Genomic DNA, 25877 nt, shown 5'->3' on the forward strand with positions numbered 1-25877 from the left:
AGCGCGCCCCCGCCGCGTCCGCCAGGTGGCGAAAAACACCGAGCGGCTCACGTGACCTGCCCGTAAGGTGACCGACATGCAGGTGATCCAGTCCACGAAGCTCGCAAACGTCTGTTACGAGATCCGGGGTCCGGTTCTTGAGGAGGCGATGCGGCTGGAGGCGGCCGGGCACCGCATCCTCAAGCTGAACACCGGGAACCCGGCGGGGTTCGGGTTCGAGTGCCCGCCCGAGATCCTTGAGGACATGCTGCGCACCCTGAAGGACGCGCATGGCTACGGCGACGCCAAGGGTCTGCTGTCGGCGCGGCGGGCGGTGATGCAGCACTACCAGACCAAGGGCATCCCGCTGGACGTCGAGGACATCTACCTCGGCAACGGCGTGTCCGAGCTGATCCAGATGTCGATGCAGGCGCTGCTCGACGACGGCGACGAGGTGCTCGTACCCGCGCCCGACTACCCGCTGTGGACCGCCTCGGTCGCGCTGGCCGGCGGCACCGCGGTGCACTACCGCTGTGACGAGCAGGCCGACTGGATGCCTGACCTGGCCGACATCGAGCGCAAGGTGACCGACCGCACCAAGGCGATCGTCATCATCAACCCGAACAACCCCACCGGTGCGGTCTACGACGACGAGCTGCTGCGCGGCCTCACCGACATCGCGCGCCGGCACCGCCTGGTGGTCTGCTCCGACGAGATCTACGACAAGATCCTCTACGACGACGCCACCCACACCCCGACCACGGCGATCGCGCCCGACCTGCTCACCCTCACGTTCAACGGCCTGTCCAAGGCCTACCGGGTGGCGGGCTACCGCAGCGGGTGGATGGCGGTGTGCGGCCCCAAGACGCAGGCGGGCAGCTACATAGAGGGTCTGACGATCCTGGCCAACATGCGGCTGTGCGCGAACATGCCGGCCCAGCACGCGATCGCCACCGCGCTCGGCGGCCACCAGTCGATCACCTCGCTGGTGCTGCCCGGCGGCCGGCTCGCCGCGCAGCGCGACGCCACGTATGCGGCGCTCACCGCGATCCCCGGCGTGACCTGCGTCAAGCCCAAGGGTGCGCTGTACGCCTTCCCGCGGCTCGACCCGCAGGTCTACAAGATCAAGGACGACCGGCAGATGGTCCTCGACCTGCTGCGGGCCGAGAAGATCATGATCGTGCACGGCACGGGCTTCAACTGGATCGAGCCCGACCACTTCCGCATCGTCACGCTGCCGCGTGCGGAGGATCTCACCGAGGCGATCGGCCGTATCGGCCGCTTCCTCGACGGCTACTCCCAGCCCTGAGCGAGGGTGCCCTCGCGCTCCCGGGTACGTCCCGAGGGGCGCGTGGGGGCACCCCCACGCGCCCCTCGGGGTGCCCTTCCAGGGGCGAAGGGCTAGCCCAGGCGGTCGACCAGGGCCTCGTACTCCGCCCAGAGCTCGGGCGGGGTGTGGTCGCCGAAGGTCTCCAGGTGCGACGGGATGAGTGCGGCCTCGTCGCGCCAGATCCCGGGGTCGACCGTGAGCAGGAGGTCGAGGTCGGACTGGCTGAGGCCGAGCCCGTGGGTGTCGAGGGCGCCCGGGGCCGGGAGGATGCCGATGGGGGTGCGCACCCCGTCCGCCTTGCCGTCGAGGCGTTCGACGATCCACTTCAGCACGCGGCTGTTCTCGCCGAAGCCGGGCCAGACGAAGCGGCCCGCCGCGTCCTTCCTGAACCAGTTGACGTAGAAGATCGTCGGCAGCTTCGCCGGGTCGTTGGCCTTGCCCACCTCCAGCCAGTGCGCGAAGTAGTCGCCCATGTTGTAGCCGCAGAAGGGCAGCATCGCGAACGGGTCGCGGCGCAGCTCGCCGACCTTGCCCTCGGCGGCGGCCGTCTTCTCGCTGGCGATGTTCGCGCCGAGGAAGACGCCGTGCTGCCAGTCGAAGGACTCGGTGACCAGCGGTACGGCGGAGGCGCGGCGGCCGCCGAAGAGGATCGCGGAGATCGGGACGCCGCGCGGGTCCTCCCATTCGGGGGCGATGATCGGGCACTGGCCGGCCGGGACGGTGAAGCGGGCGTTGGGGTGGGCGGCGGGGGTGCCGGACGCGGGCGTCCAGTCGTTGCCCTTCCAGTCGACGAGGTGCGCCGGGGGCTCCTCGGTCATGCCCTCCCACCAGACGTCGCCTTCGTCGGTGAGGGCGACGTTGGTGAAGACGGAGTTGGCGTACATCGTCTTCATGGCGTTGGCGTTGGTGTGCTCGCCGGTGCCGGGGGCGACGCCGAAGAAGCCGGCCTCGGGGTTGATGGCGTAGAGGCGGCCGTCCTCGCCGAAGCGCATCCAGGCGATGTCGTCGCCTATGGTCTCGACGGTCCAGCCGGAGACGGTGGGCTCCAGCATCGCCAGGTTGGTCTTGCCGCACGCGGAGGGGAAGGCGGCGGCGACGTAGCGGGACTCCCCGCGGGGCGGGGTGAGCTTGAGGATCAGCATGTGCTCGGCGAGCCAGCCCTCGTCACGGGCCATGACGGAGGCGATCCGCAGGGCGTAGCACTTCTTGCCGAGCAGGGCGTTGCCGCCGTAGCCGGAGCCGTAGGACCAGATCTCCCGGTCCTCGGGGAAGTGCGAGATGTACTTGGTGTCGCTGCACGGCCACGGCACGTCGGCCTGGCCCTCGGCGAGCGGGGCGCCGACCGAGTGGACGGCCTTGACGAACGCTCCGTCGGTGCCCAGTTCGTCCAGGACGGCGCGGCCCATCCGGGTCATCGTGCGCATGGAGACGGCGACGTACGCGGAGTCGGTGATCTCCACGCCCATCGCGGACAGCGGTGACCCGAGCGGCCCCATGCAGAACGGGACGACGTACATCGTCCGGCCGCGCATCGCGCCCCGGAAGAGTCCCCCGGAGCCGGCGGCGTCACCGGTGAAGACCTCGCGCATCTCGGCGGGGTCCTTCCAGTGGTTGGTGGGTCCCGCGTCCGCCTCGCGGCGGGAGCAGATGAAGGTACGGTCCTCGACCCGCGCCACGTCCGAGGGGTCGGAGGCCGCGTAGTACGAGTTCGGTCGCAGTGTCGGATCGAGCCTGGTGAAGGTGCCCTTGGCGACGAGTTCCGCCGCGAGCAGGTCGTACTCCGCCTGGGAGCCGTCGCACCAGACGATCTCGTCGGGCTGGGTGAGTTCGGCGATCTCGCCGACCCATCGGATGAGTTCCTGGTGTTCGGTGGGAGCCGCAATACCGCGCGCCACGATCGCTCCGTCCCGCCGGGTCCGCACAGACCGGCGTGAGAGTTGAGGGTTTGGTTCGGCCCCTTGGGGGCTGCGGTCCGGACGCGTTCGTGGAGTGCTCATCCGGTACCGACCGCACTCATATGAGTGTGAGGCCGGTCGAATGAGTCTGTCCAGAGGAGCGCACGTGAGCCCCGCCACGGCCGCGACGACGCCCACGCCGGCGGCCTGCGACAGGGCAACCTACGGTGCCGTAGGTAGGATTGACGCCATGAGCACCGTCGATCACACTGCAGAAGTGCCCACCGACATCGACGGTCTCGCGCCGCCCACGCCCATAAAGCCCAAGCTCAGAGGGTGGTTGCACGCGGGCATGTTCCCTGCCGTGCTGATCTCGGGCGTGGCGCTCACCGCCTTCGCGCAGAGCACCAGGGGGCGCATCGCGTGCGCGGTCTTCACGGTGTCGGCGTGCGCGCTGTTCGGCGTGAGCGCGCTCTACCACCGGGGCAACTGGGGTCCGCGCAGCGCCGGAATTTTGCGTCGGCTTGACCATGCGAACATCTTTTTGATCATCGCCGGCACCTACACACCGCTGGCGATACTGCTGCTGCCGGGCGGTACGTCCCATCTCCTGCTGTGGCTGGTGTGGGCAGGGGCGCTCGCGGGTATCGCCTTCCGGGTCTTCTGGGTCGGCGCCCCGCGCTGGCTGTACACCCCCTGCTACATCGCGCTGGGCTGGGTCGCGGTCTTCTTCCTGCCGGACTTCCTGCGCACCGGCGGCGTGGCCGTGCTGGTCTGCGTCGTCGTCGGCGGGGTGCTCTACAGCACCGGCGCGGCCGTCTACGGCTTCAAGCGGCCCAACCCGTCGCCGCGCTGGTTCGGCTTCCACGAGGTCTTCCACTCGCTCACGCTGGCCGCCTTCATCGTCCATTACGTCGGCATCTCGCTGGTGGCCTACAACCACGGCTGAGCCCGGCCTCCGACGCGCCCGCAGGCCCGTACCCCCTCGGGGGTGCGGGCCTTCGTCATGCCCGGACGCCCCGGCGGCGGGCGGTTGGCATCGACACAAACGAGAGCTACTCTCTTTTGAGAGTCACTTTCAATTGACGTCCTCTCGCAGGAGACCTCGATGTCCTCTTCCGCAGCCGCTCCCCCGCAGCCGGACCCCCGGCGCTGGCTCGCGCTCGTCGCGCTCTGCCTGAGCATGCTGGTGCTCAGCTTCGACACGACGATCCTCAACGTGGCCCTGCCGACGATGGCCGAGCGGATCGGCGCCGGCACCGGGGACATGCAGTGGATCGTCGACTCCTACACCGTCGTCTTCGCCGCCGCGATGCTGCCCGCGGGCCTGCTCGGCGACCGCTTCGGACGGCGCCGGATGCTCGTCGCGGGCCTGGTGGTCTTCCTCGCCGGCTCCCTGCTGGGCTCGCTGGTGGACAGCCCAGGACCGGTCATCGCCGCCCGTACGGTGATGGGCCTGGGCGGCGCCTTCGTCATGCCGCTGGCGCTGTCGGTGATCCCGTCGCTGTTCGGCCCGGCCGAGCGGCCCAAGGCGGTCGCCCTCGCCAGCACCGCGGTGGCCTTCGGCATGCCGCTCGGGCCGATCATCGGCGGTGCGCTCCTGCAGCACTTCTGGTGGGGCTCGGTCTTCCTGGTCAACATCCCGCTGGTCGCGCTGGCCATCGCCGCGTGCTTCACGCTGCTGCCCGAGACCACCGACCCGGCCGCGCCGCGGGTACGCGCCTCCAGCACCTTCTGCACCGCCGCGGGCCTGGGCGCGCTGGTCTACGGCATCATCGAGGCGCCGTCCCGCGGCTGGGGCGACCCGCTGGTCGTCGCGATGCTCGCCGCGGGCGCCGTGCTGCTGGCGGCGCTCGTGCTGCGCGAGCGCGCGGTCGAACGGCCGATGCTCGACATGGCCCTGCTGCGGCAGCGCGGCTTCCTGGGGAACTCCGTCGCCGCCACCCTGGTCAGCTTCATCCTCACCGGCATGATCTTCGTGCTGCCCTCGTACCTGCAGACCACCCTGGGCTACGACGCCTTCGGCACCGGGCTGCGGCTGCTGCCCATGATGGGCGGGCTGATGGTCGCCGCCCGGCTCAGCCCGGCGCTGGCCGCCAGGGGCGGGCCACGCCCGGTGATCGTCGCGGGCCTGCTGGTGCTGGCCGCGGGCGCCTTCCTCGGCGCCACCACCGCGGAAGGGGACGGATACGGCGGCACCGCGCTGTGGCTGGCGATCGCGGGCGTCGGCTTCGGCCTGTCCATCGTGCCGGCCATGAACAGCGCGCTCGGCGCGCTGCCCAGGGAGCGGGCGGGCAGCGGTTCCGGGCTGCTCCAGACCCTGCGGCAGACCGGTGCGGCGATCGGCGTCGCGATCCTCGGCAGCGTCCTGGCCGCCGGCTACACCGGCCGGCTGGACACCGCGGGGCTCTCCCCGGACGCCGCGCACACCGCCCGCGAGTCGGTCGCCGGCGCGCACGCGGTGGCCGCGCGGCTCGGCGACCGGGCGCTGGCCGCGTCCGCCGACGCGTCGTACCTGCACGGGATGGACCTGACGCTGGTGGTGTGCGGGGCGGCAGCGCTGCTCACCGCGCTGCTGCTGGCCGCCTTCCTGCCCAACCCGCGGCAGGACCGCGCCCCGGCCGCGCCGGCGCCGGCCGGGGCGGCGGACGCGATGGCCGCGCGGCCCGCGGATGCCCGACAATGACGTCATGCCCCCTGAAACCTCCGACGACGCCGTTCCGCGGGTCGGCCTGCGGGAACGCAAGAAGGTCCAGACCCGGCAGGCCATCCGCGCCGCCGCGTACCGGCTCTTCGCCGAGCACGGCTACGACGCCACGCCGGTGGACCGGATCGCGGCGGAGGCCGACGTGTCGCCGAGTACGGTCTTCCGCTACTTCCCGACCAAGGAGGACATCGTCCTCACGGACGAGTACGACGACCTGATGGCGGACATGCTGCGGGGCCGCCCGGAGGGCGAACCGCCGCTGGTGTCCGTGCGGATGGTCCTGCACGAGTCGCTGAGCGCGATCCTGAACGATCCCGCGCAGCGGGCGGAGATGGTGCAGCGCGAGCAGCTCGTACGCGACGTGCCGGCGATCCGTGCGCGCACGCACGAATCGTTCTCCCTGACCGGGCGGCTGCTCGGCGGGATCATCGCGAGCCGCACCGGTCGTACGGCGGACGCGCTCGAAGTCCGCGTCTTCACCGCGGCGGTGTTCGCGGTGATCCACGAGGCCACGATGTTCTGGGTCGAGAAGGCCCCCGAGGATGACCTCCTGGTCCTCATCGACCGCTCGCTGCGCATCCTCAACCGCGGCCTCGACATCTGACTCCCGGAGGTTCCCCGCGCCCTGCCCCTTCCCCCGGGCTCCGGGACCTTCCCGCCATCTCGGCTGGTCGCGCAGTTCCGCCCCCAGAGCTTCGCCTGGGGGTACCCCCAGCGCCCCTGAAAAACGCTCACCCTCTCCGCAGAGGGCGAGCCCCTGCCAGGGGCGAACGCAGTGCGCAGGAGGAGGCAGGCCAAAAGGGGCTCGGGGTACTGCGAGACCAGCCACCCACCGGGGGAAGGTCCAGGGGCCAAGCGCGCCGGGCAGGGCGTGGGGTCACCCCGAAGAAGCGCGGAGCTGGCTTCGCAATGCGCGCGGGTCGGAGGTGGGCGCGTCGCAGACGAAGTGGCGGCAGACGTACGCGGCGGCCCGGCCGCCCCGGGTCGGGCGCTGGTAGAGCAGCGGAAACTCCGTGGAACCCTCCTCGCCGACGGCGACGACGGCCCCGGGAGCCCCGCCCAACAGGGCGGTACGGTGCAGCTCGGCCGTCAGCGGGTCACCCGTCCCGCCGACCACGGCGACCTCGCGCGGCCCGTCGAGCGCGGCCTCGGCGACGGCCAGGCCCCACCCGATGAAGCGCGGCGCCTTCGCCGCGAGCGCCCCGACGACGCCGAGCGCGCGCTCCGCCGCCGTGCGGTGCGGCTCGGCGCCGGTGTGCGCGGCGTACGACAGCAGCGCCCCGGCGGCGGCCGTCCACCCGGAGGGCGTCGCGTTGTCCGTCGGGTCCTGCGGCCGCCTGATCAGGGCTTCCGCGTCGTCCGCGGTGTCGTAGAGCGTGCCGTCGTCCGCGGTGAAGTGGTGGAGGACGGAGTCGAGCAGCAGCCCGGCGAAGTCCAGCCAGACGCCCTCCCCGGTGACCGAGGCCAGCGCGAGGAAGCCCTCGGCGACGTCGGCGTAGTCCTCCAGGACACCGTCGTTGGTGCCCGCGACGCCGTCGCGCGAGGTGCGGGTGAGCCGTCCGCGCCCGTCGAGGTGGACCCGGACCAGCAGGTCGGCCGCGTCGACCGCGGCCTGCACCAGGTCGGTGCGGTCGAAGTAGGCGCCGGTCTCGGCGAGCGCGGCGATCGCCAGGCCGTTCCAGGCGGCGACGACCTTGTCGTCGCGGCCGGGCCGCGGCCGCCGGTCGCGTGCGGCGAGCAGCCGGTCCCGCACCGAGGCGACCCGCTCGGCGTCCACCACCCCGCCGCCCTGCCGGAGTTGCAGCACCGAGGCGCCCTCCTCGAAGGTGCCCTCCTCGGTGACCCCGAAGTAGTCCGCGGCGAACTGCCCGTCGGCCTCTCCCAGTTCCGCGACGAGTTGGGCGGGCGTCCAGACGTAGTACGCGCCCTCGACGTGCGCGCCGCTCCCGTCGTCGCTGTCGGCGTCCAGCGCGGAGGCGAAACCGCCCTCGTCGGTGGCGAGTTCGCCGACGATGAAGTCGGCGGTCTCCAGTGCGACCCGGCGGGCCAGGTCGGAGCCCGTGGCCCGCCACAGGTGCGCGTAGACCCGGGTGAGCAGCGCGTTGTCGTACAGCATCTTCTCGAAGTGCGGGACGACCCAGTCGCGGTCGACGCTGTAGCGGGCGAAGCCGCCGCCGAGCTGGTCGTAGATGCCGCCGCGGGCCATCGCCTCGCAGGTGTCGCGGGCCATCTGCAGCGCGCCCTCGGCGCCGGTGCGGGCGTGGTGGCGGAGCAGGAACTCCAGCGCCATGGACGGCGGGAACTTCGGTGCGCCGCCGAACCCGCCGCGCCGGGCGTCGTACTCCCGGGTGAGCCCGAGCAGCGCGGCGCCCATCTCGGCGTCACCGGGCGGTACGGCCGCCCCGAACGCCCCGGCCCGGTCGGCGAGGTCGCGCACGATGCGCCCGGCGACGTCGCCGACCTCCTCGCGCCGGTCGCGCCACGCGGCGACGACGCCCTCCAGCACGTCCATGAAGCCGGGCATGCCCTGCCGCGCCTGCGGCGGGAAGTACGTACCGAAGTAGAAGGGCTCGCCGTCGGGGGTGAGGAAGACCGTCATGGGCCAGCCGCCCTGCCCGGTCGCGGCCTGCACGGCCTCCATGTAGACGGCGTCGACGTCGGGCCGCTCCTCGCGGTCGACCTTGACGGAGATGAAGTGCTCGTTGAGATACGCGGCCGTCGACTCGTCCTCGAAGGACTCGTGCGCCATGACGTGGCACCAGTGGCAGGCGGAGTACCCCACGCTGAGCAGCACGGGCACCCCGCGTTTGCGCGCCTCCTCGAAGGCGTCCGGCCGCCACGGCCACCAGTCCACCGGGTTGTCCGCGTGCTGCAGCAGATAGGGCGACGTCGCATCCCCGAGTCGGTTCACCCCGCCACTTTCTCACGGCCCCGAGCAGGGAGCCCGCTTCCCGCGAGGGGCGGTGATGTCTCCGCCCGGCGGTCCGGGCGGTGTCCGCACCGTCCGGACGGCGGCCCGCACCCGCCGCACAGCGCGGGCGGGGGGTGCGTGCAAACCTCTACAGCGGTATCGCACGGTTGCGACAGGGGACTGTCAATTCCGCGCAAGAAACCGCTGCTGGGACACCCGGTCTCCTAGCCTCCTGCGTGGCGGAGCCGGGACCCAGCGGCGCCCCGCCTGGTCCACAGTGAGGGGAAGACCGATGCGGATGGTGCCCCGGCTCAGCGGTGCCGTCATGGCACATCCCAGACGCCGGCAGGAGGCCGAGCTGCTGGCGCGGCTCGACGCCGAGGGGCGGCTGCGAGTCGTCCTCGACCCCGAGCCCGAGGGGCCGCCGACCGCGCTGCGCACCGCCACCGCGGCCTGGGCAGCCGTCGCTCCCGGTGCCACCCACCACCTGGTGCTCCAGGACGACGTCCAGCTCGCCGACGGCTTCTTCGCGCACGCCGTGGAGGCCGCCCGGGTCGCCCCGCAGGACGCGGTCGCCTTCTACACGAACTGGAACTCGCGCAACGGCGCCGCCCTGCGGACGGCGGCCCTGACCGGAGCCGCCTGGGCGGAGGCGCTGGACGAGTACGCACCCTGCGTCGCCCTCATGCTCCCGGCGGGAGTCGCCGCGGGCTACGGCGCGTTCGCCGCGGGCGACGGGGCGGGCTGGCCGTACGACGTGCTGATGTACCGCTACCTGAGGTCGACCGGGACCCGGCTGCGCATCGCCGTGCCGAACACCGTCGAGCACTCGGGGCTGCCCAGCATCGCCGGCAACGCCGCACACGGCCTACGGCGCTCCGCGCTGTTCGCGACCGCGTCCCCGGGCGCCCTCACCGCCGGCTTCACGGCCCTGACGGTGGTTCCGTTCCTCAAGCACGGCAGCGCCCAGTGCGCGGTGCGCACCGGGGCCGGCTGGGAGTACGTGGAGACCGAGCGACACCTGCGCCGCACCGGCTGGTCGGAGCGGGCGGTGCGCGAGGAGTTCGACGGCGCGGCCGTCAGGGACCTGGTCCCCGCGCGGGCGGCGTGGAGCACCTGGCTGACCGCCTTCGCGCTGGGCACCGTCCTCGGGCCGCACCGGGACGGCGAGGCGCCGCACGCGGACGCGGCCCTGCGGACCCTCGGCCCGGGCGGGGTGTGCGACGACCTGTCCCCCGAGGAGATCGAGGCGGCCACCGAGCCGCTGCACGCCCTGACCCGGGCCGGGGTGGAGGCCGGGAGGACCGCGGGGAGCAGGCTGCGGCGGACCGGCGTCACCGCCACGGTCACCGCCGCACCCGTCACCGCCGTCACCGGAGCCGCCGGGGAGCTCACCCGCGGCATCGGCCTGCTACTGGGCGACCTCGGCCATGCCGTACACCACCTGCCCGGCCCGGTGACCCCCGCCGACCTGCGCGGATGCGACCGGATCGCGTACCTCGCCGACGGCTTCGCGGCGGACGGCGGGCGGGCGCCCGGGGTGGAGCAGGTGCTCGAAGCGGCCGCGGAGGCGGGCGTGCGGCGGCTGGTGTACGTCGACACGGCGGCCGCCTGCGGCGGCGGTCCGGTGGTGGCGGAAGGCCCCCTCACCGACCCCGGCCCGGATGCGCCGGGCCGGCGGCAGTGGCGGGAGGAGGCGGCCGTCGCCCGGTGGGCCGCGGTGGACGGTCGGACGGGTGCGGTGCTGCGTTCGGCGGAGCCGGTCGGGCCGCACGCACCCGCGGGCACGGTGACCGCCGACTGGATCCTGCGCGCGTGGACCCGCAGGGAACTCCTCCTGGACACCGACCGGCTGCACCAGCTGGTGGACCACCGCGACCTGGCCGCGGCCGTGCACGCCGCGCTGACCTGCCCGGCGCACGCGCTCGCCGCGGGGCCGCACGTCGTCCACGTCGTCTCGGCCGTGCACGACGAGGCCGGCTGGGCCGCGCAGGTGGCCGCGGCGACCCGGCCCACCGCGCGGACGGTGCAAGCCCCCGAGGGCTCCGCCGCGCAGGGCGGCCGGCCGCCGGTCCTGGAGACGGGACTGGCCGGCGCTCTTCTCGGGTGGAAACCGACGGCACCGCTGGCTGCCGGCCTGCGAGCGCAGGCCCAGTGGCTGGCCTACGACACGGAGTGTTGTTGATGAAGATCCTCATGGCCAGCCCGGAACCGCCGGCCAGCGACTTCGGCAACGGCGTCACCGCACGCAGATGGGCGGCCATCCTCCGCGAGCTCGGCCACGACGTCCACATCTCCCTGGGCTACGAGGGCGGCGGCTACGACGCGCTGGTCGCCCTGCACGCCGGCCGCAGCGCCGAGTGCATCCGCCGGTTCGCCGCCGAGCACCCCCGCGCCCCGATCGTCATCGGCCTGACCGGCACGGACCTCTACCCGGACTTCGCCACCAGCGGTGTGGACCCGGCCGTGCTGGAGCTGGCCGACCGGTTCGTCACCCTGCAGGGCCACGGGGTCCGCCAGCTCCCTCCCGCGCTCCGCCCCCGGGCACGGGTGATCACCCAGTCCCTGCCGCCGGGCGCCGAGGCCGCGCCGCGCACGGACTGCTTCGAGGTCGCCTTCCTGGCGCACGTCCGCCCCGTCAAGGACCCGCTGCTGCCCGCGCGGGCCGTACGGCAGCTGCCCGCCGACTCGCGGATCGTCCTGACCCACGCCGGCGGCGCCCGTGACGAGGCGTCACAGCGCGAAGTGGCCGCCGAGGCCGCGGACAACCCGCGCTACGAGTGGCTGGGCGCGCTGCCGCGGGCCGATGCGCTGGCCGTGCTCGCCCGCAGCCGCCTGCTGGTGCTCTCCTCGCGGCACGAGGGCGGCGCGAACGTGGTCACCGAGGCGCTCGCCCTCGGCGTGCCGGTGGTCTCCACGCACATCGCCGGCTCGACCGGCCTGCTGGGCGACGACTACCCCGGCTACTTCCCGGTCGGCGACGCCGGCGCCCTCGCAGCGGCCCTGCACGCCGCGGAGCGGAACAGCGACGGCTTCTACGACCGGCTGAAGGAACACTGCGGCGCTCTGCGGTACCTCGCGGAGCCCGGTCGCGAGAAGGACGCATGGACCGAGCTGTGGTCCGAACTGCGGGCCGAACAACCTTCCCCCACCGAGCGTGTCAGGAGAGGACAGCCGTGAAGCTCCGAGACTCCGTACCCAAAGTGAACGGCGGCGGTGTGCACCGGGAGTACACCTCCGCGCAGACCTACGAGCGCGTCCGGCCCCACCTGCGGCGCATGGGCGTGACGAGGGTGGCCGAGATCACCTGGCTGGACCGGATCGGCATCCCGGTCTACAACGCCATCGCCCCGCGCTCCAACGACATCATCTCCGTGTACAACGGCAAGGGCCTCAGCCAGGCGGACGCCAGGACGTCGGCGGTCATGGAGGCCGTCGAGCGGTTCTCCGCGGGCCTGCCGCTCCGCCCCGCCGCCATCGCCTCGTACGCGGAGCTGGTCAAGGCCGGCCGCACCGTGCTGGACCCGCGCGAGAACCTGATGAACCTGTCCCGCTACTACCGCGACGACACCCCGATCTCCTGGGTGGAGGCGCACGACCTGATGAGCGGCGAGGCGGTGCTGGTGCCGCAGGACTGCGTGGCCTACTCGCTGGCCTCGCACGAGCCGCCGACGTACGAGGTCTCCACGACCAACGGCCTGGCCTCGGGCAACAGCCTGGAGGAGGCGATCTGCCACGCGCTCACCGAGCTGGTCGAGCGCGACTCGATGACCGGTGCCGAGCTGGTGAGCAACCAGCTGTGCCAGATCCTGGAGAAGGGCATCCTGGCCGACCGGCAGCCGGCCGAGCTGACCGACCTGCTCAAGGAGGCCCACCCGCACGTGAACCCGGACAGCCTGCCGCCGAAGGCGCTGGCCCTGGTGGAGCAGTTCCGGGAGGCCGGGCTGGAGTTGCGGCTCGTGCACCTGACCTCGGACCTGGGCATCCCCAGCTTCCTGGCCGCCACCTCCGAGGAGATCAGCCCGACCACCTCGCAGGGGCACGGCGGCTTCGGCACCCACCCGGACGCCGAGGTGGCGGTCATCCGGGCGATCACCGAGTGCGCGCAGAGCCGGGCCGTGGACATCCAGGCGATGCGCGAGGACATCCGGCTGCCCGACGAGGACGTCAGCAAGTACCAGAAGCACGTCCAGCGCTCCTCGACGATCGACAAGGGCGCCTGGGCCTGGCGCCCGCTGCGCAAGGTCGTGGACTTCGCGGACATCCCCTCCACGTGCACCGGCGACGTCATGGACGACCTGCGCTTCATGCTCGACCGGTTCCGGGAGGCGGGCATCCGCCGCGCGCTGGCGGTCGACCTGTCGCCGCCCGGGATACCGGTGACGGTGGTCCGGGTGATGGTCCCCCAGCTGGAGTCCTGGGCGGTGGACCACGGCCGGATCGGCGCCCGCGGCGCGGCGGCCTGGAACCGGGCGCTGGCCGAGCTGGAGACGCTGCGCCGGCAGCTGCAGGAAGAGCAGGACGGGCAGAACGACGCCAGCTGTACGGAGCAGGGGGTCCCGGCATGAGTGCCGTCGTGTTCATCGGTCCGAGCATCGACCGCGAGGCGGCCGCCGCGGAGCTGGACGCCGAGTACCTGCCCCCGGTCAAGCGGGGCGACATCGCCGAGCTGCTGGCCCGTCCCGAGCCCCCCGAGGCCATCGGCATCGTGGACGGCAAGTTCCTGCAGAGCATGTGCATCTCCCCCAAGGAGGTGCTGGCCGCCATGGACGCCGGGGTCGCGCTCTTCGGGTCGTCCAGCATGGGCGCCCTGCGGGCGGCCGAGTGCGAGCCGTTCGGCATGGTCGGGGTCGGGAAGATCTTCGAGGCGTACGCCAGCGGCCGTATCGACGCGGACGACGAGGTCGCCGTGGTCTACGACGAGAAGGCGCTGACGGCGCTGTCCGAGCCGATGGTCAACCTGCGCTTCGCGGTCGCCGCCGGCCTTGAGGCCGAGGCGTTCGCACCGGCCACCGGGGACCGCTTCCTGGCGATCGCCAAGGACCTGTACTTCCCGCAGCGCAACGCCCGCACCGTGCTGCTGCTGCTCCGCCGGGAGCTCGACGCGGCGGAGTACGAGCGGATCGCCGGCTACTTCGCCGAGTCGGCCCCCGACACCAAGCGCGACGACGCGCTGCTGCTGCTCGCCTGCATGCGGGAGCGCCTCGGCGGCTCGCCCGCCGCCACCGCCACCGCCACCGCTGCAACCACTGTCTGAGGAGGGGCCGTGCCCACAGGTACCGCGCTGAACGAGCTGACCGTGACCGACCCCGAGGAGCTGCAGGCGTTTCTCGAGCAGGTCAGTGCCGCGTCCGGCGGCGGGATCGTCGCGACGATGGAGTCGCTGACCACCACGATCATGACCTCCATCGAATGAGCACTCCCACCCTGTCCGCCCCGGTGACCGGGGAGGGACTCTTCTCCCCCCGCTACCGGGGCAGCAGTGTGGCCTTCGCCGGGGTGATGTTCCTGGTCGGCTTCGCCGCGCTGGCGCTGGTGACCACCATGCCGGTGGCGGTGCGGGCGCTGGACGGGCTGGGCCTGTATCCGCTGGCCTTCGGCGGGTTCGTGACGGCCGCCCTGTTCGGCAGCGTGCTGGCCGGCCGGCTGGCCGACCGGCTCGGCCCGCGGCGCCCGCTCGCCGCCGGGCTGGTGCTGTCGGTGGTCGCGCTGGTGGTGTGCGGCGGGGCGGGCTCGATCTGGGTGCTGATCGCGGGGCGGTGCCTGGACGGGCTCGCGGGCAGCCTCGTCGTGGTGTCCGTGAACGTGACGGTGGCGCGCACCTATCCGTCGGCGCTGCGCCCCCGCGCCCTGTCGCTGATGAGCGTGTGCTGGATCGTGCCCTCGATGGCCGGTCCGCCGATCGCCGGCCTGGTGGCCGCCGCGTCGTCGTGGCGGTGGGTTTTCCTCGGCCTTGCGGTGCTCACCGCGGCGGTGGCGGCGGCCGCTGTCGTCCTGGCCAGGCGTCAGATCTCCGACGCCGAAAACGATTCCGCCGGGACCGCCGACGCCGCCGACGCCGCCGACGCCGGCGGCACCGGCGGCACCGGCGACGACTGGAAGCGGGTGCGCCTGTCCGCGGTGCTCGCCGTCGGGGCCGGCCTGCTGGTGTACGCCGGCTCCGGGCTGCACCCGGTGCAGCTGGCCGCGGCCGCGGTCGGCGTGGCGCTGGTGGTGCCGACCGCGCCCCGGCTGCTGCCGCCTGGAGCCCTGCGGGCCGCGGCCGGGCTGCCCGCGGTGGTGCTGCTCAGCGGCGCGTGCTCCGGGGTGTACTTCACTCTGGAGTCCTTCGTCCCCCTGCTGCTGATCAACCACCGGCACGTCCCGGCGTCGCTGGCGGGCATCGCGTTCACCGGCGCGACCATCGGCTGGGCCGGCGCCTCCTGGCTCCAGGGTCACGTCTGGTCGCAGGTGCCGCGGCACCGGCTGGCCGCGGTCGGGACGGCGATGACCACCGCCGCCGCCGCGGTCGCGGCGCTGGGCGTACCGCAGGCTGCGCCGCGGCTGACCGCCGCCCTGGCCCTGGTGGTGGCGGGGGCGGGCATGGGCCTGGTCGCGCCCAGCCTCACCGTGCTGGCGTTCGAGTACTGCCGCCCGGAGGAGCAGGGGCGCTACAGCGCCGCCCTCCAGGTCGCGCAGTCGCTGGGCCAGGTGCTGGCCATGGGCCTGGCCGGCGCGCTCTACGACGCCGTCACCGCGAGCGGCCGGCCCGGGGGTGCCTTCACCACGGTCTTCGCCCTGCTGCTCGTCCTCGCCGCGGGCACCCGCCTGCTGGCCCCGCGCACGGTCTCACGCACAGCTCTGCGCACTGATATCCACCACGGAGGTTGACCATGCACACCGTCAGTTCGCCCGTACCCGGCGACGGCACCGCCCAGCGGGGCCTGGTCGTCGTCGGCTTGGGGTACGTAGGGCTGCCGCTGGCCCTGGAGGCGAGCCTGGCCGGGCTGGCGGTCACCGGCCTGGACCGCGACCCGCGGGTCGCCGCCGGGCTGCTGGCCGGCCGGTCGCACATCGACGACATCAGCGACGCCCAGGTGGCGAAGATGCTGTCGGCGGGCTTCGAGGCCACCGCCGACGAGGCGGTGCTGGGCAGCGCCGAGACCGTGGTGATCTGCGTCCCCACCCCGCTGACCGCGGACGGCGGACCCGATCTGGGGGCGGTGCGTGCGGCGTCCGCGGCGGTGGCCCGCCACCTGCGGCCCGGGACTCTGGTGGTGCTGGAGTCCACGAGCTACCCGGGCACCACGGAAGAGGTGGTCCTGCCGATCCTGGAGGAGTCCGGCCTCACCGCGGGCCGGGACTTCCTGTTGGCCTTCTCGCCCGAGCGGGTCGACCCCGGCAACGCCGTCTACGGCATCCGCAACACGCCCAAGGTGGTCGGCGGTCTCACGGCCGCCTGCACCGACGCGGCCGCGGCCTTCTACGGCAGGTTCGTGGACCGGACGGTGCAGGCGAAGGGCACCCGCGAGGCCGAGATGGCCAAGTTGCTGGAGAACACCTACCGGCACGTCAACATCGCCCTGGTCAACGAGATGGCGGTGTTCTGCCACGAGCTGGGCATCGACCTGTGGGACGCCATCGCCTGCGCGAGCACCAAGCCCTTCGGCTTCCAGGCGTTCCGCCCCGGACCCGGCGTCGGCGGCCACTGCATCCCGATCGACCCCAACTACCTTTCCTACAAGGTCCGTACCCTGGGCTACCCGTTCCGCTTCGTCGAACTGGCGCAGGAGATCAACGCGCGGATGCCGCGCTACGTGGTCGAGCGCGCCCTGCACCTGCTGAACAGCGCGGGCAAGCCGCTGGAGGGCGCCCGGGTGCTGCTGCTCGGCGTCACGTACAAGGCCGACATCGCCGACGAGCGCGAGTCACCGGCACGCCGGGTGGCGGCCGGGCTGCGGCGGCTGGGCGCGCAGGTGGTGTTCCACGATCCCTTCGTCCAGCGGTGGGCGGTGGAGGGGACGGACGTCCCCCGGGTCGAGCCGGAGTCCGGAGCGGCCGGCGCCGACCTGACGGTCCTGCTGCAGGCTCACGCCGGCTACGACCTGGACGCGATCGAAGCCGCGGCGGGGCTGCTGCTCGACACCCGCGGCAGGGTGCGCCCGCGCGAGGGCGTCGAGGCGCTGTGACCCCGGTGGACCCCCTGAACCCCGCGAGCCCTGTGAACCCCGCGGGCACTGCGGGCGGCACCGGCTCGACCGAAGCCAGGAGGACGTGATGTGCGGCATCGCCGGATGGGTCGACTTCTCGGGTGACCTGACCCATGAACGGGACACCCTGCTGGCCATGGTGCGGACCATGGAGCGCCGCGGCCCCGACGACGAGGGCCTCTGGCTGTCACCGCACGCGGCGCTCGGCCACCGCCGGCTGTCCGTGATCGACCTGGAGGGCAGCCGGCAGCCGATGGCCGCCGCGGCCGGCGGCGAGTCGGCGGTGCTCACCTACAGCGGCGAGGTCTACAACTACCAGGAGCTTCGTGCGGAACTCCGCTCCCTCGGGCAGGAGTTCCGCACCGCGGGGGACACCGAGGCGGTCCTGCGCGGCTTCCTCGCCCGGGGCGCGGACGCCGTCACCCGGCTCGACGGGATCTTCGCCTTCGCCCTGTGGGACGTGCACCGCGAGGAACTCCTCCTGGTGCGCGACCGCATGGGCGTCAAGCCGCTCTACTACAGTCCCACGCCGACCGGCGTGGTCTTCGGTTCCGAGCCGAAGGCGCTGCTGGCCCACCCCGCCGTGGGCCGGGAGGTGGACGGCGACGGCCTGCGCGACATCCTGTCGGTGGCGAAGAACCCCGGGCGCGCGGTCCTGCGCGGTATGTACGAGGTGCCGCCGGGATGCATGCTCCGGGTCGGCCGCGGCGGTTCGACCCTGCACCGGTACTGGCGGCTGGAGGTCCAGGACCACCCCGACGACCTGCCGGCCACCGTGGAGCGGGTCCGCGGGCTGCTGGAGGACGTGGTCGCCCGCCAACTGCGGGCGGACGTGCCGCTGTGCACGCTGCTCTCGGGCGGGCTGGACTCCAGCACCCTCACCGCGTTCGCGGCCTGGTCGGCGCAGGCCGGGGGGGCCGACCCGGTGCGCTCCTTCGCCGTACGCAGCGAACCGTCGGCCAACGACGACCACGTGTACGCGCGGCTGCTGGCGGACCACGCCGGCTCCCGGCACACGGAGGTGCTGGTGGACACCGCCGGCCTGCTCGACCCGGGGCTGCGCGCGGACGTGCTGTCGGCCTACGACCTGCCGCTGGCCAAGGGCGACGAGCACGCCTCGCTGCTGCTGCTGTTCGAGGCGGTCAAGCGCCACTCGACGGTGGCGCTCTCCGGCGAGTGCGGCGACGAGGTGTTCGGCGGCTACCGCTGGCAGCGCAACCCGGACGCGGTGCACTCGGGCACCTTCCCCTGGGTGCACTCGGGCCGGCACCGGCACCGCGGCCTGGACCGGCTGCTCTCCGCCGACCTGCTCGCCGGGCTCGACCTCGCCGCGTACGAGCAGGACAGCCACGCCGCCGCGGTCGCCGAGATCGACACCGGTTCCCTCGCCGACAGGCAGGAGGCGCGGTTCCGCGAGGTGACCTACCTGGCCCTCACCCGGCACGCACAGGTGCTGTTCGACCGCAAGGACCGGCTCAGCATGGCGCACGGCCTGGAGGTCCGCGTCCCGTTCGCCGCTCACGAGCTGGTCGAGTACACCTTCAACATCCCCTGGGCGCTGAAGAGCTTCGACGGCAGGGAGAAGAGCCTGCTGCGGGCAGCCGGGCGCGGGCTGCTGCCGGAGGCGGTGTCCGCGCGGGTGAAGACCCCTTATCCCTCCGTCGTGGACGAGGGCTACGACGACGGGCTGCGCAAGCAGCTGGCCGAGGCGGTCTGCGCGGGCGACGCGCCGGTGGTGCCGTACCTCGACGGCGACCTCGTCAAGGACGTGCTCCGCCGCGGGTCCGCGGGACTGCCGGAGGAGCTCAGCCGGGCTGCGCTGGAGACGGTGCTGCAGCTCGACGCGTGGCTGGCCGAGTTCCGGGTGCGGGTGGCGCTGTGAACCGGCACCTGGACTGGGACGGCTGCTTCAACACCCGTGACCTGGGCGGCCTTCCCACCGCCGGCGGCGGCGCCACCGCCACCGGCGCGGTGGTCCGCACCGACGCGGTGGACAGGCTGACCGGGAAGGGCTGGTCGGCGCTGTGGGAGTACGGCGTGCGCACCGTCGTCGACCTGCGCAACGCCGACGAGTACCGGGTGGACGCGGCCCCGCGTCCACCCGGGCTGACGACGTTGACGCTGCCGCTCGCGCCGGACCCGGACAGTGTCCTGGTGAACCTGTGGAGCACCGGCAAGCAGGGCACCCCGCTGTACTACCCGCGAATCCTGGAGCACTTCCCGCGGCACACGGCCCGGGTGGTGCGCGCGGTGGCGCTGGCGGCGCCCGGCGGAGTCGTGGTGCACTGCGTGGCCGGCCGTGACCGCACGGGTCTGGCGAGCCTGGTGCTGCTGGCCCTGGCCGGGGTCCCGGCCGCCGACATCGCCGCCGACTACGAGCTGAGCACGGACCGGCTGCCGGGCCTTTACGCCGCTCTGGGGGAACCCGACCGGCGGGCCGAGCTGGAGGCGCGGCACCGGCGGGCCGGCACCACCACCAGAGCGGCGGTCCTCGCAGCGGTGGCGTCCTTCGACCCGGTGGCGCATCTGCGCGCCGGCGGCCTGTCGGAGGCGGAGATCGACGCCGCGCGCACCCGGCTGACCACGGGCAGCCGGCTCATGGCGCATCTCGCGGGCTGAGCCCCGGCCGGACGATGTCGCGGCAGGCGGTACGCCGCTCGCACTCCGCGAGCGGCGTCGGATCCTGGCAGCTCAGCGGACGTACTCCCGAAGTGCACCATGTGCAGTCCTCCTGTCGACGAAGCGCCGGGAGCTGCAAGTCGTGCACCGGTCTCGGACCCTCGCCCCCGCATGGTCCGCGCGGCAGAAGATACAGACATTGCAGTTCGATTTACAAGTGACCACTGCGTCGATCTTCCACGATCCGCCAGAGCGATGGCAAAGCATCAGAGGGGGATATTTCCGAGCATTCCGCTGGATTCGGAGCCCAGGAATCCGCTTACGGGCCGCATCCGCAGGAGTACCTCCGGGGAACCTCAATTCCATTGACAATCCGACGGGTTTGTGTTTGTTATTTTGGACATCGCAAAACTTTATCGGCCCGCCGTACCGTGACCATGCACCCCGCCAGGAGGATCACATGACCACGCAGGTTGCGCCCGCCCTGGGTCCGGCGGACGCCCCGGACGGACGCCATCATGCGAGCCTGCGATTACTGGTGGTCGAGAGCGACGCCAAGGCGAGCGACGCGCTCCTGCGGGGCCTGATCCGGCAGGGCTACGTCGCCCACGCGGTGGCCAGCGGAGCCGAGGCGCTGCGCGCGCACTTCGAGGCCGACATGGTCCTGCTCGACCTCGACCTCCCCGATCTGGACGGGCTCGAGGTCTGCCGGCGGATCCGCACCACCTCCAACACCCCGATCATCGCGGTGACCGCGCGGGACTCCGAGTTCGACCGGGTGCTCGGCCTGCAGGCGGGCTCCGACGACTACATCGTCAAGCCGTACGGCTTCCGCGAGCTGCTGGCCCGGATCGAGGCCGTCATGCGCCGGGTGCGGGCGCAGCCGGTGCCCGCGCAGACCATCGAGCACGGCCCCCTGCTCATCGACCCCGCCGCCCGGCGCGCCACCCTCGCCGGGGCTCCACTGGACCTGACCCGCAAGGAGTTCGACCTGCTCCTGCTGCTCGCCTCGAAGATGCACTCGGTGGTCAGCCGGCAGCAGATCATGGCCCAGGTCTGGGAGGACACCTGGCCTCCGCACGGCCGGACCGTCGACACCCACGTCAGCACGCTGCGCAGCAAACTCGGGTCGCACAGCTGGATCGTCACCGTCCGCGGCGTGGGCTTCCGGCTCGGGCACGACTAGGCCGCGCCGGGATATCGGCGAACGGCCGCCAGGGGAATTCGGAACCACCGCATCCGGTCACCCGGAAATAGTTTCCTTTTGGACGACCGCTCCGCCGCGTCCGTGATTCGACGCGTCCGATCCGGCAGTGACGAGAAATTCGGCAGGCGTTTCCCGGAGTACTCGGGAAATCGTATCAAGCCGCAGTCTGGATTCTTCTTTTTTTCGGCAAAAGCGGCCTGTTCGGCCGGCGGGTCGAGCAAGCAGTGGAGCCGTCCCGCCGGGCCGCACGGCGCCCTTCGCGGTCGAGGCGTGCCCGGCACCGCGGAGGTCCCGACGCGTCCGCCCGGAAATTTTTCCGGCGCCGTGTCGATTCCCGGGTCGCCCGCTCGACGCGTTGGTGAGGGCACGGTGAAGAGCCCTCGGACGGCAGAGCGAACGGACGGAAAGAGGACACCATGCGCTACATGATGCTGCTGCGGCTCGACCCGGCGAAGGCCCCCAGCACCGGCCCCAGCGAGGAGCTGATGACCGAGATGGGGAAGCTGCTGGAGGAGATGACCAAGGCCGGGGTGCTGCTGGACACCGGCGGCCTGCAGCCGGCCGGTGAAGGCAGCGTGATCCGGCAGGCGGGCGGCAAGCAGACGGTGCTGGACGGGCCGTTCGCCGAGGCCAAGGAGGTCGTCGGGGGGTACGCCATCATCCAGGCGAAGTCGTTGGAGGAGGCGGCGCAGTGGACGTCGCGCTTCCTGGCCATCCACGGCGACGAGTGGGACATCGCGGCCGAGATCCGGCAGGTGGAGGAGCCCGAGTAGGGCGACGGGGCAGGGCCACGGCGGGGCGTCGGCTTTGCGCGGGCGCCCCGCGGCTGCTGTGATGGGGGGTCGTGACAGCAGCAGACGGTACGGGGACCGAGCCGCCGCACGCCGACCGGGACCAGGACCGGGCGCGGCGGGCGGTGGAGGCGGTGTGGCGGATCGAGTCGCCGCGGCTGATCGCCGGGCTGGCCCGGCTGGTCCACGACATAGGGATCGCCGAGGAGCTGGCGCAGGACGCGCTGGTCGCCGCGCTGGAGCAGTGGCCGCGCGACGGGGTGCCGCGCAACCCGGGGGCCTGGCTGATGACCACCGCCAAGCGGCGCGGCATCGACCTGATCCGGCGCAACGAGACCTTCGCCCGCAAGCTGCAGGAGCTGGGCCACGAGCTGGAGGTCACCCAGGGCGCGGCGGTCTTCGGCGAGCCCGCGGACGCGGCCGGCGACGGCGGCGACATCGAGGACGACCTGCTGCGGCTGGTCTTCGTCGCGTGCCACCCGGTGCTGTCCAGGGAGGCCCGCCTGGCGCTGACGCTGCGGCTGCTCGGCGGGCTGACGACGGACGAGGTCGCGCGGGCCTTCCTGGTCGCGGAGCCGACGGTCGCGCAGCGGATCGTCCGGGCCAAGCGCACGTTGGCGAAGGAGAAGGTGCCCTTCGAGGTGCCGCAGGGCGCCGAACTCGCGGTGCGGCTGGCGTCGGTGCTCGAAGTGGTCTACCTGATCTTCAACGAGGGCTACTCCGCGACCGCGGGCGACGACTGGATGCGGCCGGGGCTGTGCGAGGACGCGCTGCGGCTGGCCCGGGTGCTCCAGGGGCTGATGCCGGCCGAACCCGAGGTGCACGGGCTCGCGGCGCTGCTCGAAGTGCAGGCCTCGCGGTCGGCGGCGCGCACGAGGGACGGCGCCCCGGTGACGCTGCTGGACCAGGACCGCAGGCGCTGGGACCAGTTGCTGATCCACCGCGGTTTCGCCGCACTGGCCCGGGCGGACACCGCGGCCAGGGCGCGCGGGGCCGCGCCGGGTCCCTACGCGCTGCAGGCCGCGATCGCCGCGTGCCACGCGCAGGCGGTACGGGCCGAGGACACCGACTGGCCGCGGATCGCCGGGCTGTACCGGGCGCTGGCCGCCACCGCGCCCTCCCCGGTGGTGGAGCTGAACCGGGCGGTCGCGGTGGGCATGGCGGAAGGTCCCGCGGCCGGTCTGGTACTGGCCGACGCGCTGGCGGCGGGCGGTGCGCTGGAGGGCTACCACCTGCTGCCGAGCGTGCGCGGCGACCTGCTGGCCCGGCTGGGGCGTACGGCCGAGGCGCGGGAGGAGTTCGTACGGGCGGCCGGGCTGACCCGCAACGGCGCCGAGCGGGCGCTGCTGCTGCGGCGGGCGGCGGACCCGGGCGGCTCCTGAACGGCTGAACGGCCCTGCGGCGAACGGCGTTACGCCCGTACCCGGCGTGGTGCGAGCAGCTCGGCCAGGTCGTCCCACAACGCGACCGCCCCGGTCGCCACGACCGCCCCGAGCGCGCAGACCAGCAGCGGCCCCGCTCCGGCGTCGGACGGCCCCGAGGCGTGCGCGGGCCAGCCGGCCAGGGCGCAGGCCGCGAGCGTGACGAGCAGCGCGTTGCGCGCCAACTGGACGGCGCCGACCGGGCGTTCCGACCGCCCGAAGCAGTTGCAGGCCACCGGGTCGCGCCTCAGGAGCGCCCGGGCCAGCGCGGCGGTGAACGCCAGCAGCAGCACCGGCGCCAGCAGCATCGCCCCGTACGCGGTGGCCGGCACCAGCAGGCCCGCCGCGATCAGCGCCTCGCCGCCCGCCAGCAGGGCGGCGGCGGGCCGCAGATACGGTGCGCGCAGGCCGCCGAGCCGCCGTACGGCGGTGACGAAGCCGTCGAAGGCGGCCGCCGAGTGCAGCTTCGACGCCGCCGACACCGCGAAGACGCCGGCCAGGACGAGCCGCGCCTCGATCTCGACCCAGATCACCCGTAGCTCCCGTGCGGTGCCGTGCCGTGCCCGGGGCGGCCGGAGCGCCGGCCCCGCTCTGCAAGACTTGTTGCCTGACTCGCAAATCTCAAGCAGCTTGAATGGATATTCCGAACTGAGAGGCTGCGTTCCGGCCGCTGGCTGTTGACGGCCGGTGAAGGCGGGTGCCAGGGTCACCGGGACACCCTCGCAAATGCCGTCGCTGATTCGGGAATTACCAGCTGACATCACGCAACTCTGCGATGGCGGGCCGGGGTTCACCGATGTCGCGCGCGAAGGAGATGCCATGTCCCGCAGGGAACGCGTCGCCGACCCGCCGCAGGAGGCGCGGGGGCCGCGCGGGGCGGCGGTCACCGTCACGGGTCTGAGCAAGACCTTCCCCAGCGGCGAGGGCGGGATCACCGCCGTGCGCGAGGCCGACCTGGCCATCGAGCCCGGTGGCACGGTCGCCCTCACCGGGCCGTCGGGCTCGGGGAAGTCGACGCTGCTGCATCTGATCGGCGCGATCGACGTACCCGACGCGGGCACGATCACCGTCGACGGCACGGAGATCACCGCCGCCGGCCGCGGCGCGCTCTCCCGCTACCGCAGGACCGTCGGCTTCGTCTTCCAGCGCTTCCACCTGCTGCCCGCGCTGACCGCCCGCGACAACGTCATCGCCCCGCTGCTCCCCTACCGCAGGCGTGCCGGCGCACTGGCCCGGGCCACGGAGCTGCTGGCCGCTGTCGGCCTGGCGGGGCGCGAGGACGCGCTGCCCTCGCAACTGTCCGGCGGGCAGCAGCAGCGCGTCGCCATCGCCCGCGCGCTGATCGGCGATCCCGGCCTGCTGCTGGCCGACGAGCCGACCGGCAACCTGGACTCGGCGACCGGCACGGAGATCATCGAGCTGCTGCTCGCGCTCAACACCGACCTCGGCACGACGATGGTGATCGCGACCCACGACCCGTCCATCGCCGCCCGCTGCGACCGCACGGTGTCGCTCCGCGACGGCCGCATCACGTAGGACGGATCCCCCGCCGCCATGTCCCGTTCGCTGCCGCGTACGTCCCTGCTCGCCGCCGCCGCGGCCGCCGCGCTCGCCGCGCTCGCCGCGCTCGCGGTGGGAGGTGCGCGCAGGCTGCTCCTGCTCGTCACCGTGGAGGGGACGAGCATGGCGCCGACGTACGCGCCCGGGCAGCGGCTGCTGGTGCTGCGCACGCCGGTGGCGCGGGTGCGGACGGGGGCCGCGGTCGTCTTCCGGCTGCCGCCGCCTGAGCACGGCGGCGCCGAACCGCCGCTGATCGTCAAGCGGTTGGCGGCCCGGGCGGGCGACCCGGTCCCGCCCGCGATACGCCCGGCGCTCGGTCCGCGGGGCGACGGGCGCGTCCCCCGGGGCAGCGTCGTCGTCCTCGGCGACAACCCCGAGGCGAGCACGGACTCCCGCGCATGGGGCTACGTCCCCCGCACCCGCATCACCGGCGTCGTCATCGCCCGCCTCCCGTCACCCCCCGGCTGACCCACCCGCGCACCCGCAGCGACCATGCCCCGCGCCCGTCGTCGGGCGCGCGGCGGGACCACGCCCACCCCCGCCGACCCCGACCGCCGACGCCCGCACCTTCCCGCCACCCGCGCCCGCCCAACCGGCCGCGGACACCCGCCACCCGCACGCCCCAGGCGCGCAACCGGGACCGGGCCGGGGACCACACCCACCCCCCACCGGCCGCAAGCGGCCCCGCGCTCGGGGCGGTCGGGGCTGCGGTGGGTGTCGGGGGCTCGCGGACTCGGGGGGACTGGTAACAGACTTGGGACGGGATCGGACCGGACCTGAACGCTTGGCGCGGGGTGCGGGCGGGCACGAAACCCATTCCGACGAACTGTCGGGTGTCACCCGGGAGGACGATGTGCCGGAGTCACGAATCGCACTGCGGGAAGCCGACCGCGTTGCCGCAGAGAGGCTGTTGGCGCGGCTGGTGGCCGAGCAGGGCGCCGGGGCCGGCGGGGACGCGCTGCTGCGCCGGGCGCGGGAGCGGTTCGAGGAGATAAGCGACGCGGCGGCGGCCGAATACGCCGCCTACCAGCGGGCGTTGGAGGCCCGGGAGCCCGCCGGCGCGGAACGGGGGCAGCAGGCCCGTGGCTCGGGCGCCGCGAGCAGTACCGCGGGCGGCCTGGTGACCGGCGTGGCGGCCGCGGTCGCCTTCGGGGTCGACCTGGGGCACGGGCTGTCCGTGGGCGCCGCCCTGGTGACCGGCGCCGCGGTCGGCGCGGCCGGGGTCGCCACGCTGGGCACCGCGGCCGCCAGGGGCCGCGCGGCCAGAA

The 25877-nt window shown here is 73.3% G+C and carries 21 protein-coding genes and 1 pseudogene; 19 read left to right on the top strand and 3 right to left on the bottom strand.

From position 1 onward, the window contains the following. The first annotated feature begins 76 nt into the window (after positions 1 to 76). Positions 77 to 1288 carry a pyridoxal phosphate-dependent aminotransferase gene (locus tag NFU81_RS16375; protein ID WP_251490215.1) on the top strand — a complete coding sequence of 404 codons (1212 nt, stop codon included), beginning with the start codon at positions 77 to 79 and terminating at the stop codon, positions 1286 to 1288. Between the two features lie 92 nt (positions 1289 to 1380). On the opposite strand, the gene NFU81_RS16380 is transcribed toward NFU81_RS16375, so the two are convergent. Continuing rightward, positions 1381 to 3204, bottom strand: coding sequence for a phosphoenolpyruvate carboxykinase (GTP) (locus NFU81_RS16380; protein WP_251490216.1), 1824 nt, complete (start codon positions 3202 to 3204; stop codon positions 1381 to 1383). A 250-nt stretch (positions 3205 to 3454) separates the two neighbouring features. On the opposite strand from NFU81_RS16380, the gene trhA reads away from it, so the two are divergent. The 3 genes from trhA to NFU81_RS16395 all read left to right on the top strand — a co-directional run bounded on the left by trhA (position 3455) and on the right by NFU81_RS16395 (position 6515). After that, entirely contained in the window at positions 3455 to 4153 is a 699-nt protein-coding gene (trhA, locus tag NFU81_RS16385) for a PAQR family membrane homeostasis protein TrhA (protein ID WP_251490217.1), read from the top strand. Between the two features lie 159 nt (positions 4154 to 4312). Beyond that, positions 4313 to 5890: an MFS transporter gene (locus NFU81_RS16390; protein ID WP_251490219.1), complete on the top strand. Its 1578-nt coding sequence runs from the start codon at positions 4313 to 4315 to the stop codon at positions 5888 to 5890. A gap of 4 nt (positions 5891 to 5894) precedes the next feature. Further along, positions 5895 to 6515: a TetR/AcrR family transcriptional regulator gene (locus NFU81_RS16395; protein ID WP_251490220.1), complete on the top strand. Its 621-nt coding sequence runs from the start codon at positions 5895 to 5897 to the stop codon at positions 6513 to 6515. Between the two features lie 273 nt (positions 6516 to 6788). Here the strand turns inward: NFU81_RS16395 and NFU81_RS16400 are convergent, their stop codons facing one another. After that, positions 6789 to 8822, bottom strand: a complete 2034-nt coding sequence (locus NFU81_RS16400; RefSeq protein ID WP_251490222.1) for a thioredoxin domain-containing protein — start codon at positions 8820 to 8822, stop codon at positions 6789 to 6791. A gap of 325 nt (positions 8823 to 9147) precedes the next feature. On the opposite strand from NFU81_RS16400, the gene NFU81_RS16405 reads away from it, so the two are divergent. The 12 genes from NFU81_RS16405 to NFU81_RS16460 all read left to right on the top strand — a co-directional run bounded on the left by NFU81_RS16405 (position 9148) and on the right by NFU81_RS16460 (position 23010). Continuing rightward, positions 9148 to 11007 (top strand): NAD-dependent epimerase/dehydratase family protein, encoded by a 1860-nt coding sequence (locus NFU81_RS16405; RefSeq protein WP_251490223.1) that lies wholly within the window; start codon positions 9148 to 9150, stop codon positions 11005 to 11007. Beyond that, positions 11007 to 12002: a selenoneine biosynthesis selenosugar synthase SenB gene (gene senB, locus NFU81_RS16410; protein ID WP_251490224.1), complete on the top strand. Its 996-nt coding sequence runs from the start codon at positions 11007 to 11009 to the stop codon at positions 12000 to 12002. Before NFU81_RS16405 ends, senB begins: the two co-directional genes overlap by 1 nt. After that, positions 11999 to 13390, top strand: coding sequence for a YcaO-like family protein (locus tag NFU81_RS16415; RefSeq protein ID WP_251490225.1), 1392 nt, complete (start codon positions 11999 to 12001; stop codon positions 13388 to 13390). The genes senB and NFU81_RS16415 overlap by 4 nt, the downstream gene beginning before the upstream one ends. Beyond that, positions 13387 to 14079 (top strand): TfuA-like protein, encoded by a 693-nt coding sequence (locus NFU81_RS16420; RefSeq protein ID WP_251490226.1) that lies wholly within the window; start codon positions 13387 to 13389, stop codon positions 14077 to 14079. Before NFU81_RS16415 ends, NFU81_RS16420 begins: the two co-directional genes overlap by 4 nt. A gap of 9 nt (positions 14080 to 14088) precedes the next feature. Further along, positions 14089 to 14238 (top strand): hypothetical protein, encoded by a 150-nt coding sequence (locus NFU81_RS16425; RefSeq protein ID WP_251490227.1) that lies wholly within the window; start codon positions 14089 to 14091, stop codon positions 14236 to 14238. Further along, positions 14235 to 15692 (top strand): MFS transporter, encoded by a 1458-nt coding sequence (locus NFU81_RS16430; protein ID WP_251490228.1) that lies wholly within the window; start codon positions 14235 to 14237, stop codon positions 15690 to 15692. The genes NFU81_RS16425 and NFU81_RS16430 overlap by 4 nt, the downstream gene beginning before the upstream one ends. A 2-nt stretch (positions 15693 to 15694) precedes the next feature. Beyond that, on the top strand, positions 15695 to 16990 hold the full coding sequence (locus NFU81_RS16435; RefSeq protein ID WP_251490229.1) for a nucleotide sugar dehydrogenase: 1296 nt from the start codon (positions 15695 to 15697) through the stop codon (positions 16988 to 16990). Positions 16991 to 17078: 88 nt separating this feature from the next. After that, entirely contained in the window at positions 17079 to 18893 is a 1815-nt protein-coding gene (gene asnB, locus NFU81_RS16440; RefSeq protein ID WP_251490231.1) for an asparagine synthase (glutamine-hydrolyzing), read from the top strand. Further along, the gene (locus tag NFU81_RS16445; RefSeq protein WP_251490232.1) at positions 18890 to 19630 is read left to right on the top strand and encodes a tyrosine-protein phosphatase; all 741 of its coding nucleotides are present in this window, start codon (positions 18890 to 18892) and stop codon (positions 19628 to 19630) included. The genes asnB and NFU81_RS16445 overlap by 4 nt, the downstream gene beginning before the upstream one ends. Positions 19631 to 20090: 460 nt before the next feature. Beyond that, positions 20091 to 20816: a response regulator transcription factor gene (locus tag NFU81_RS16450; RefSeq protein WP_251490234.1), complete on the top strand. Its 726-nt coding sequence runs from the start codon at positions 20091 to 20093 to the stop codon at positions 20814 to 20816. A 437-nt stretch (positions 20817 to 21253) separates the two neighbouring features. Then, positions 21254 to 21610 carry a YciI family protein gene (locus tag NFU81_RS16455; protein ID WP_251490236.1) on the top strand — a complete coding sequence of 119 codons (357 nt, stop codon included), beginning with the start codon at positions 21254 to 21256 and terminating at the stop codon, positions 21608 to 21610. A 143-nt stretch (positions 21611 to 21753) separates the two neighbouring features. Further along, the gene (locus tag NFU81_RS16460; protein ID WP_251490268.1) at positions 21754 to 23010 is read left to right on the top strand and encodes an RNA polymerase sigma factor; all 1257 of its coding nucleotides are present in this window, start codon (positions 21754 to 21756) and stop codon (positions 23008 to 23010) included. A gap of 29 nt (positions 23011 to 23039) precedes the next feature. Here NFU81_RS16460 and NFU81_RS16465 read toward each other — a convergent pair whose 3' ends face one another. Continuing rightward, positions 23040 to 23582 carry a MauE/DoxX family redox-associated membrane protein gene (locus NFU81_RS16465; RefSeq protein WP_251490238.1) on the bottom strand — a complete coding sequence of 181 codons (543 nt, stop codon included), beginning with the start codon at positions 23580 to 23582 and terminating at the stop codon, positions 23040 to 23042. Between the two features lie 286 nt (positions 23583 to 23868). On the opposite strand from NFU81_RS16465, the gene NFU81_RS16470 reads away from it, so the two are divergent. From NFU81_RS16470 to NFU81_RS16480, 3 genes and pseudogenes are all read left to right on the top strand, one after another. Next, positions 23869 to 24585: an ABC transporter ATP-binding protein gene (locus tag NFU81_RS16470; protein ID WP_251490239.1), complete on the top strand. Its 717-nt coding sequence runs from the start codon at positions 23869 to 23871 to the stop codon at positions 24583 to 24585. An 18-nt stretch (positions 24586 to 24603) separates the two neighbouring features. After that, complete coding sequence (locus tag NFU81_RS16475; protein ID WP_251490241.1) at positions 24604 to 25077, top strand: S26 family signal peptidase; 474 nt, start codon at positions 24604 to 24606, stop codon at positions 25075 to 25077. 385 nt (positions 25078 to 25462) lie between these two features. Beyond that, a pseudogene (locus tag NFU81_RS16480) lies at positions 25463 to 25877 on the top strand (hypothetical protein); the annotation flags it as partial.

Source organism: Actinacidiphila cocklensis, from assembly GCF_907177275.1.
Taxonomy (GTDB): domain Bacteria; phylum Actinomycetota; class Actinomycetes; order Streptomycetales; family Streptomycetaceae; genus Actinacidiphila; species Actinacidiphila cocklensis.

Coding starts and splice junctions, on each gene's coding strand:
- NFU81_RS16455 (WP_251490236.1), top strand. CDS start 21,254: ATGCGCTACATGATGCTGCTGCGGCTCGACCCGGCGAAGGCCCCCAGC.
- asnB (WP_251490231.1), top strand. CDS start 17,079: ATGTGCGGCATCGCCGGATGGGTCGACTTCTCGGGTGACCTGACCCAT.
- NFU81_RS16450 (WP_251490234.1), top strand. CDS start 20,091: ATGACCACGCAGGTTGCGCCCGCCCTGGGTCCGGCGGACGCCCCGGAC.
- NFU81_RS16470 (WP_251490239.1), top strand. CDS start 23,869: ATGTCCCGCAGGGAACGCGTCGCCGACCCGCCGCAGGAGGCGCGGGGG.
- trhA (WP_251490217.1), top strand. CDS start 3,455: ATGAGCACCGTCGATCACACTGCAGAAGTGCCCACCGACATCGACGGT.
- NFU81_RS16405 (WP_251490223.1), top strand. CDS start 9,148: ATGGCACATCCCAGACGCCGGCAGGAGGCCGAGCTGCTGGCGCGGCTC.
- senB (WP_251490224.1), top strand. CDS start 11,007: ATGAAGATCCTCATGGCCAGCCCGGAACCGCCGGCCAGCGACTTCGGC.
- NFU81_RS16420 (WP_251490226.1), top strand. CDS start 13,387: ATGAGTGCCGTCGTGTTCATCGGTCCGAGCATCGACCGCGAGGCGGCC.
- NFU81_RS16475 (WP_251490241.1), top strand. CDS start 24,604: ATGTCCCGTTCGCTGCCGCGTACGTCCCTGCTCGCCGCCGCCGCGGCC.
- NFU81_RS16375 (WP_251490215.1), top strand. CDS start 77: ATGCAGGTGATCCAGTCCACGAAGCTCGCAAACGTCTGTTACGAGATC.
- NFU81_RS16430 (WP_251490228.1), top strand. CDS start 14,235: ATGAGCACTCCCACCCTGTCCGCCCCGGTGACCGGGGAGGGACTCTTC.
- NFU81_RS16435 (WP_251490229.1), top strand. CDS start 15,695: ATGCACACCGTCAGTTCGCCCGTACCCGGCGACGGCACCGCCCAGCGG.
- NFU81_RS16395 (WP_251490220.1), top strand. CDS start 5,895: ATGCCCCCTGAAACCTCCGACGACGCCGTTCCGCGGGTCGGCCTGCGG.
- NFU81_RS16390 (WP_251490219.1), top strand. CDS start 4,313: ATGTCCTCTTCCGCAGCCGCTCCCCCGCAGCCGGACCCCCGGCGCTGG.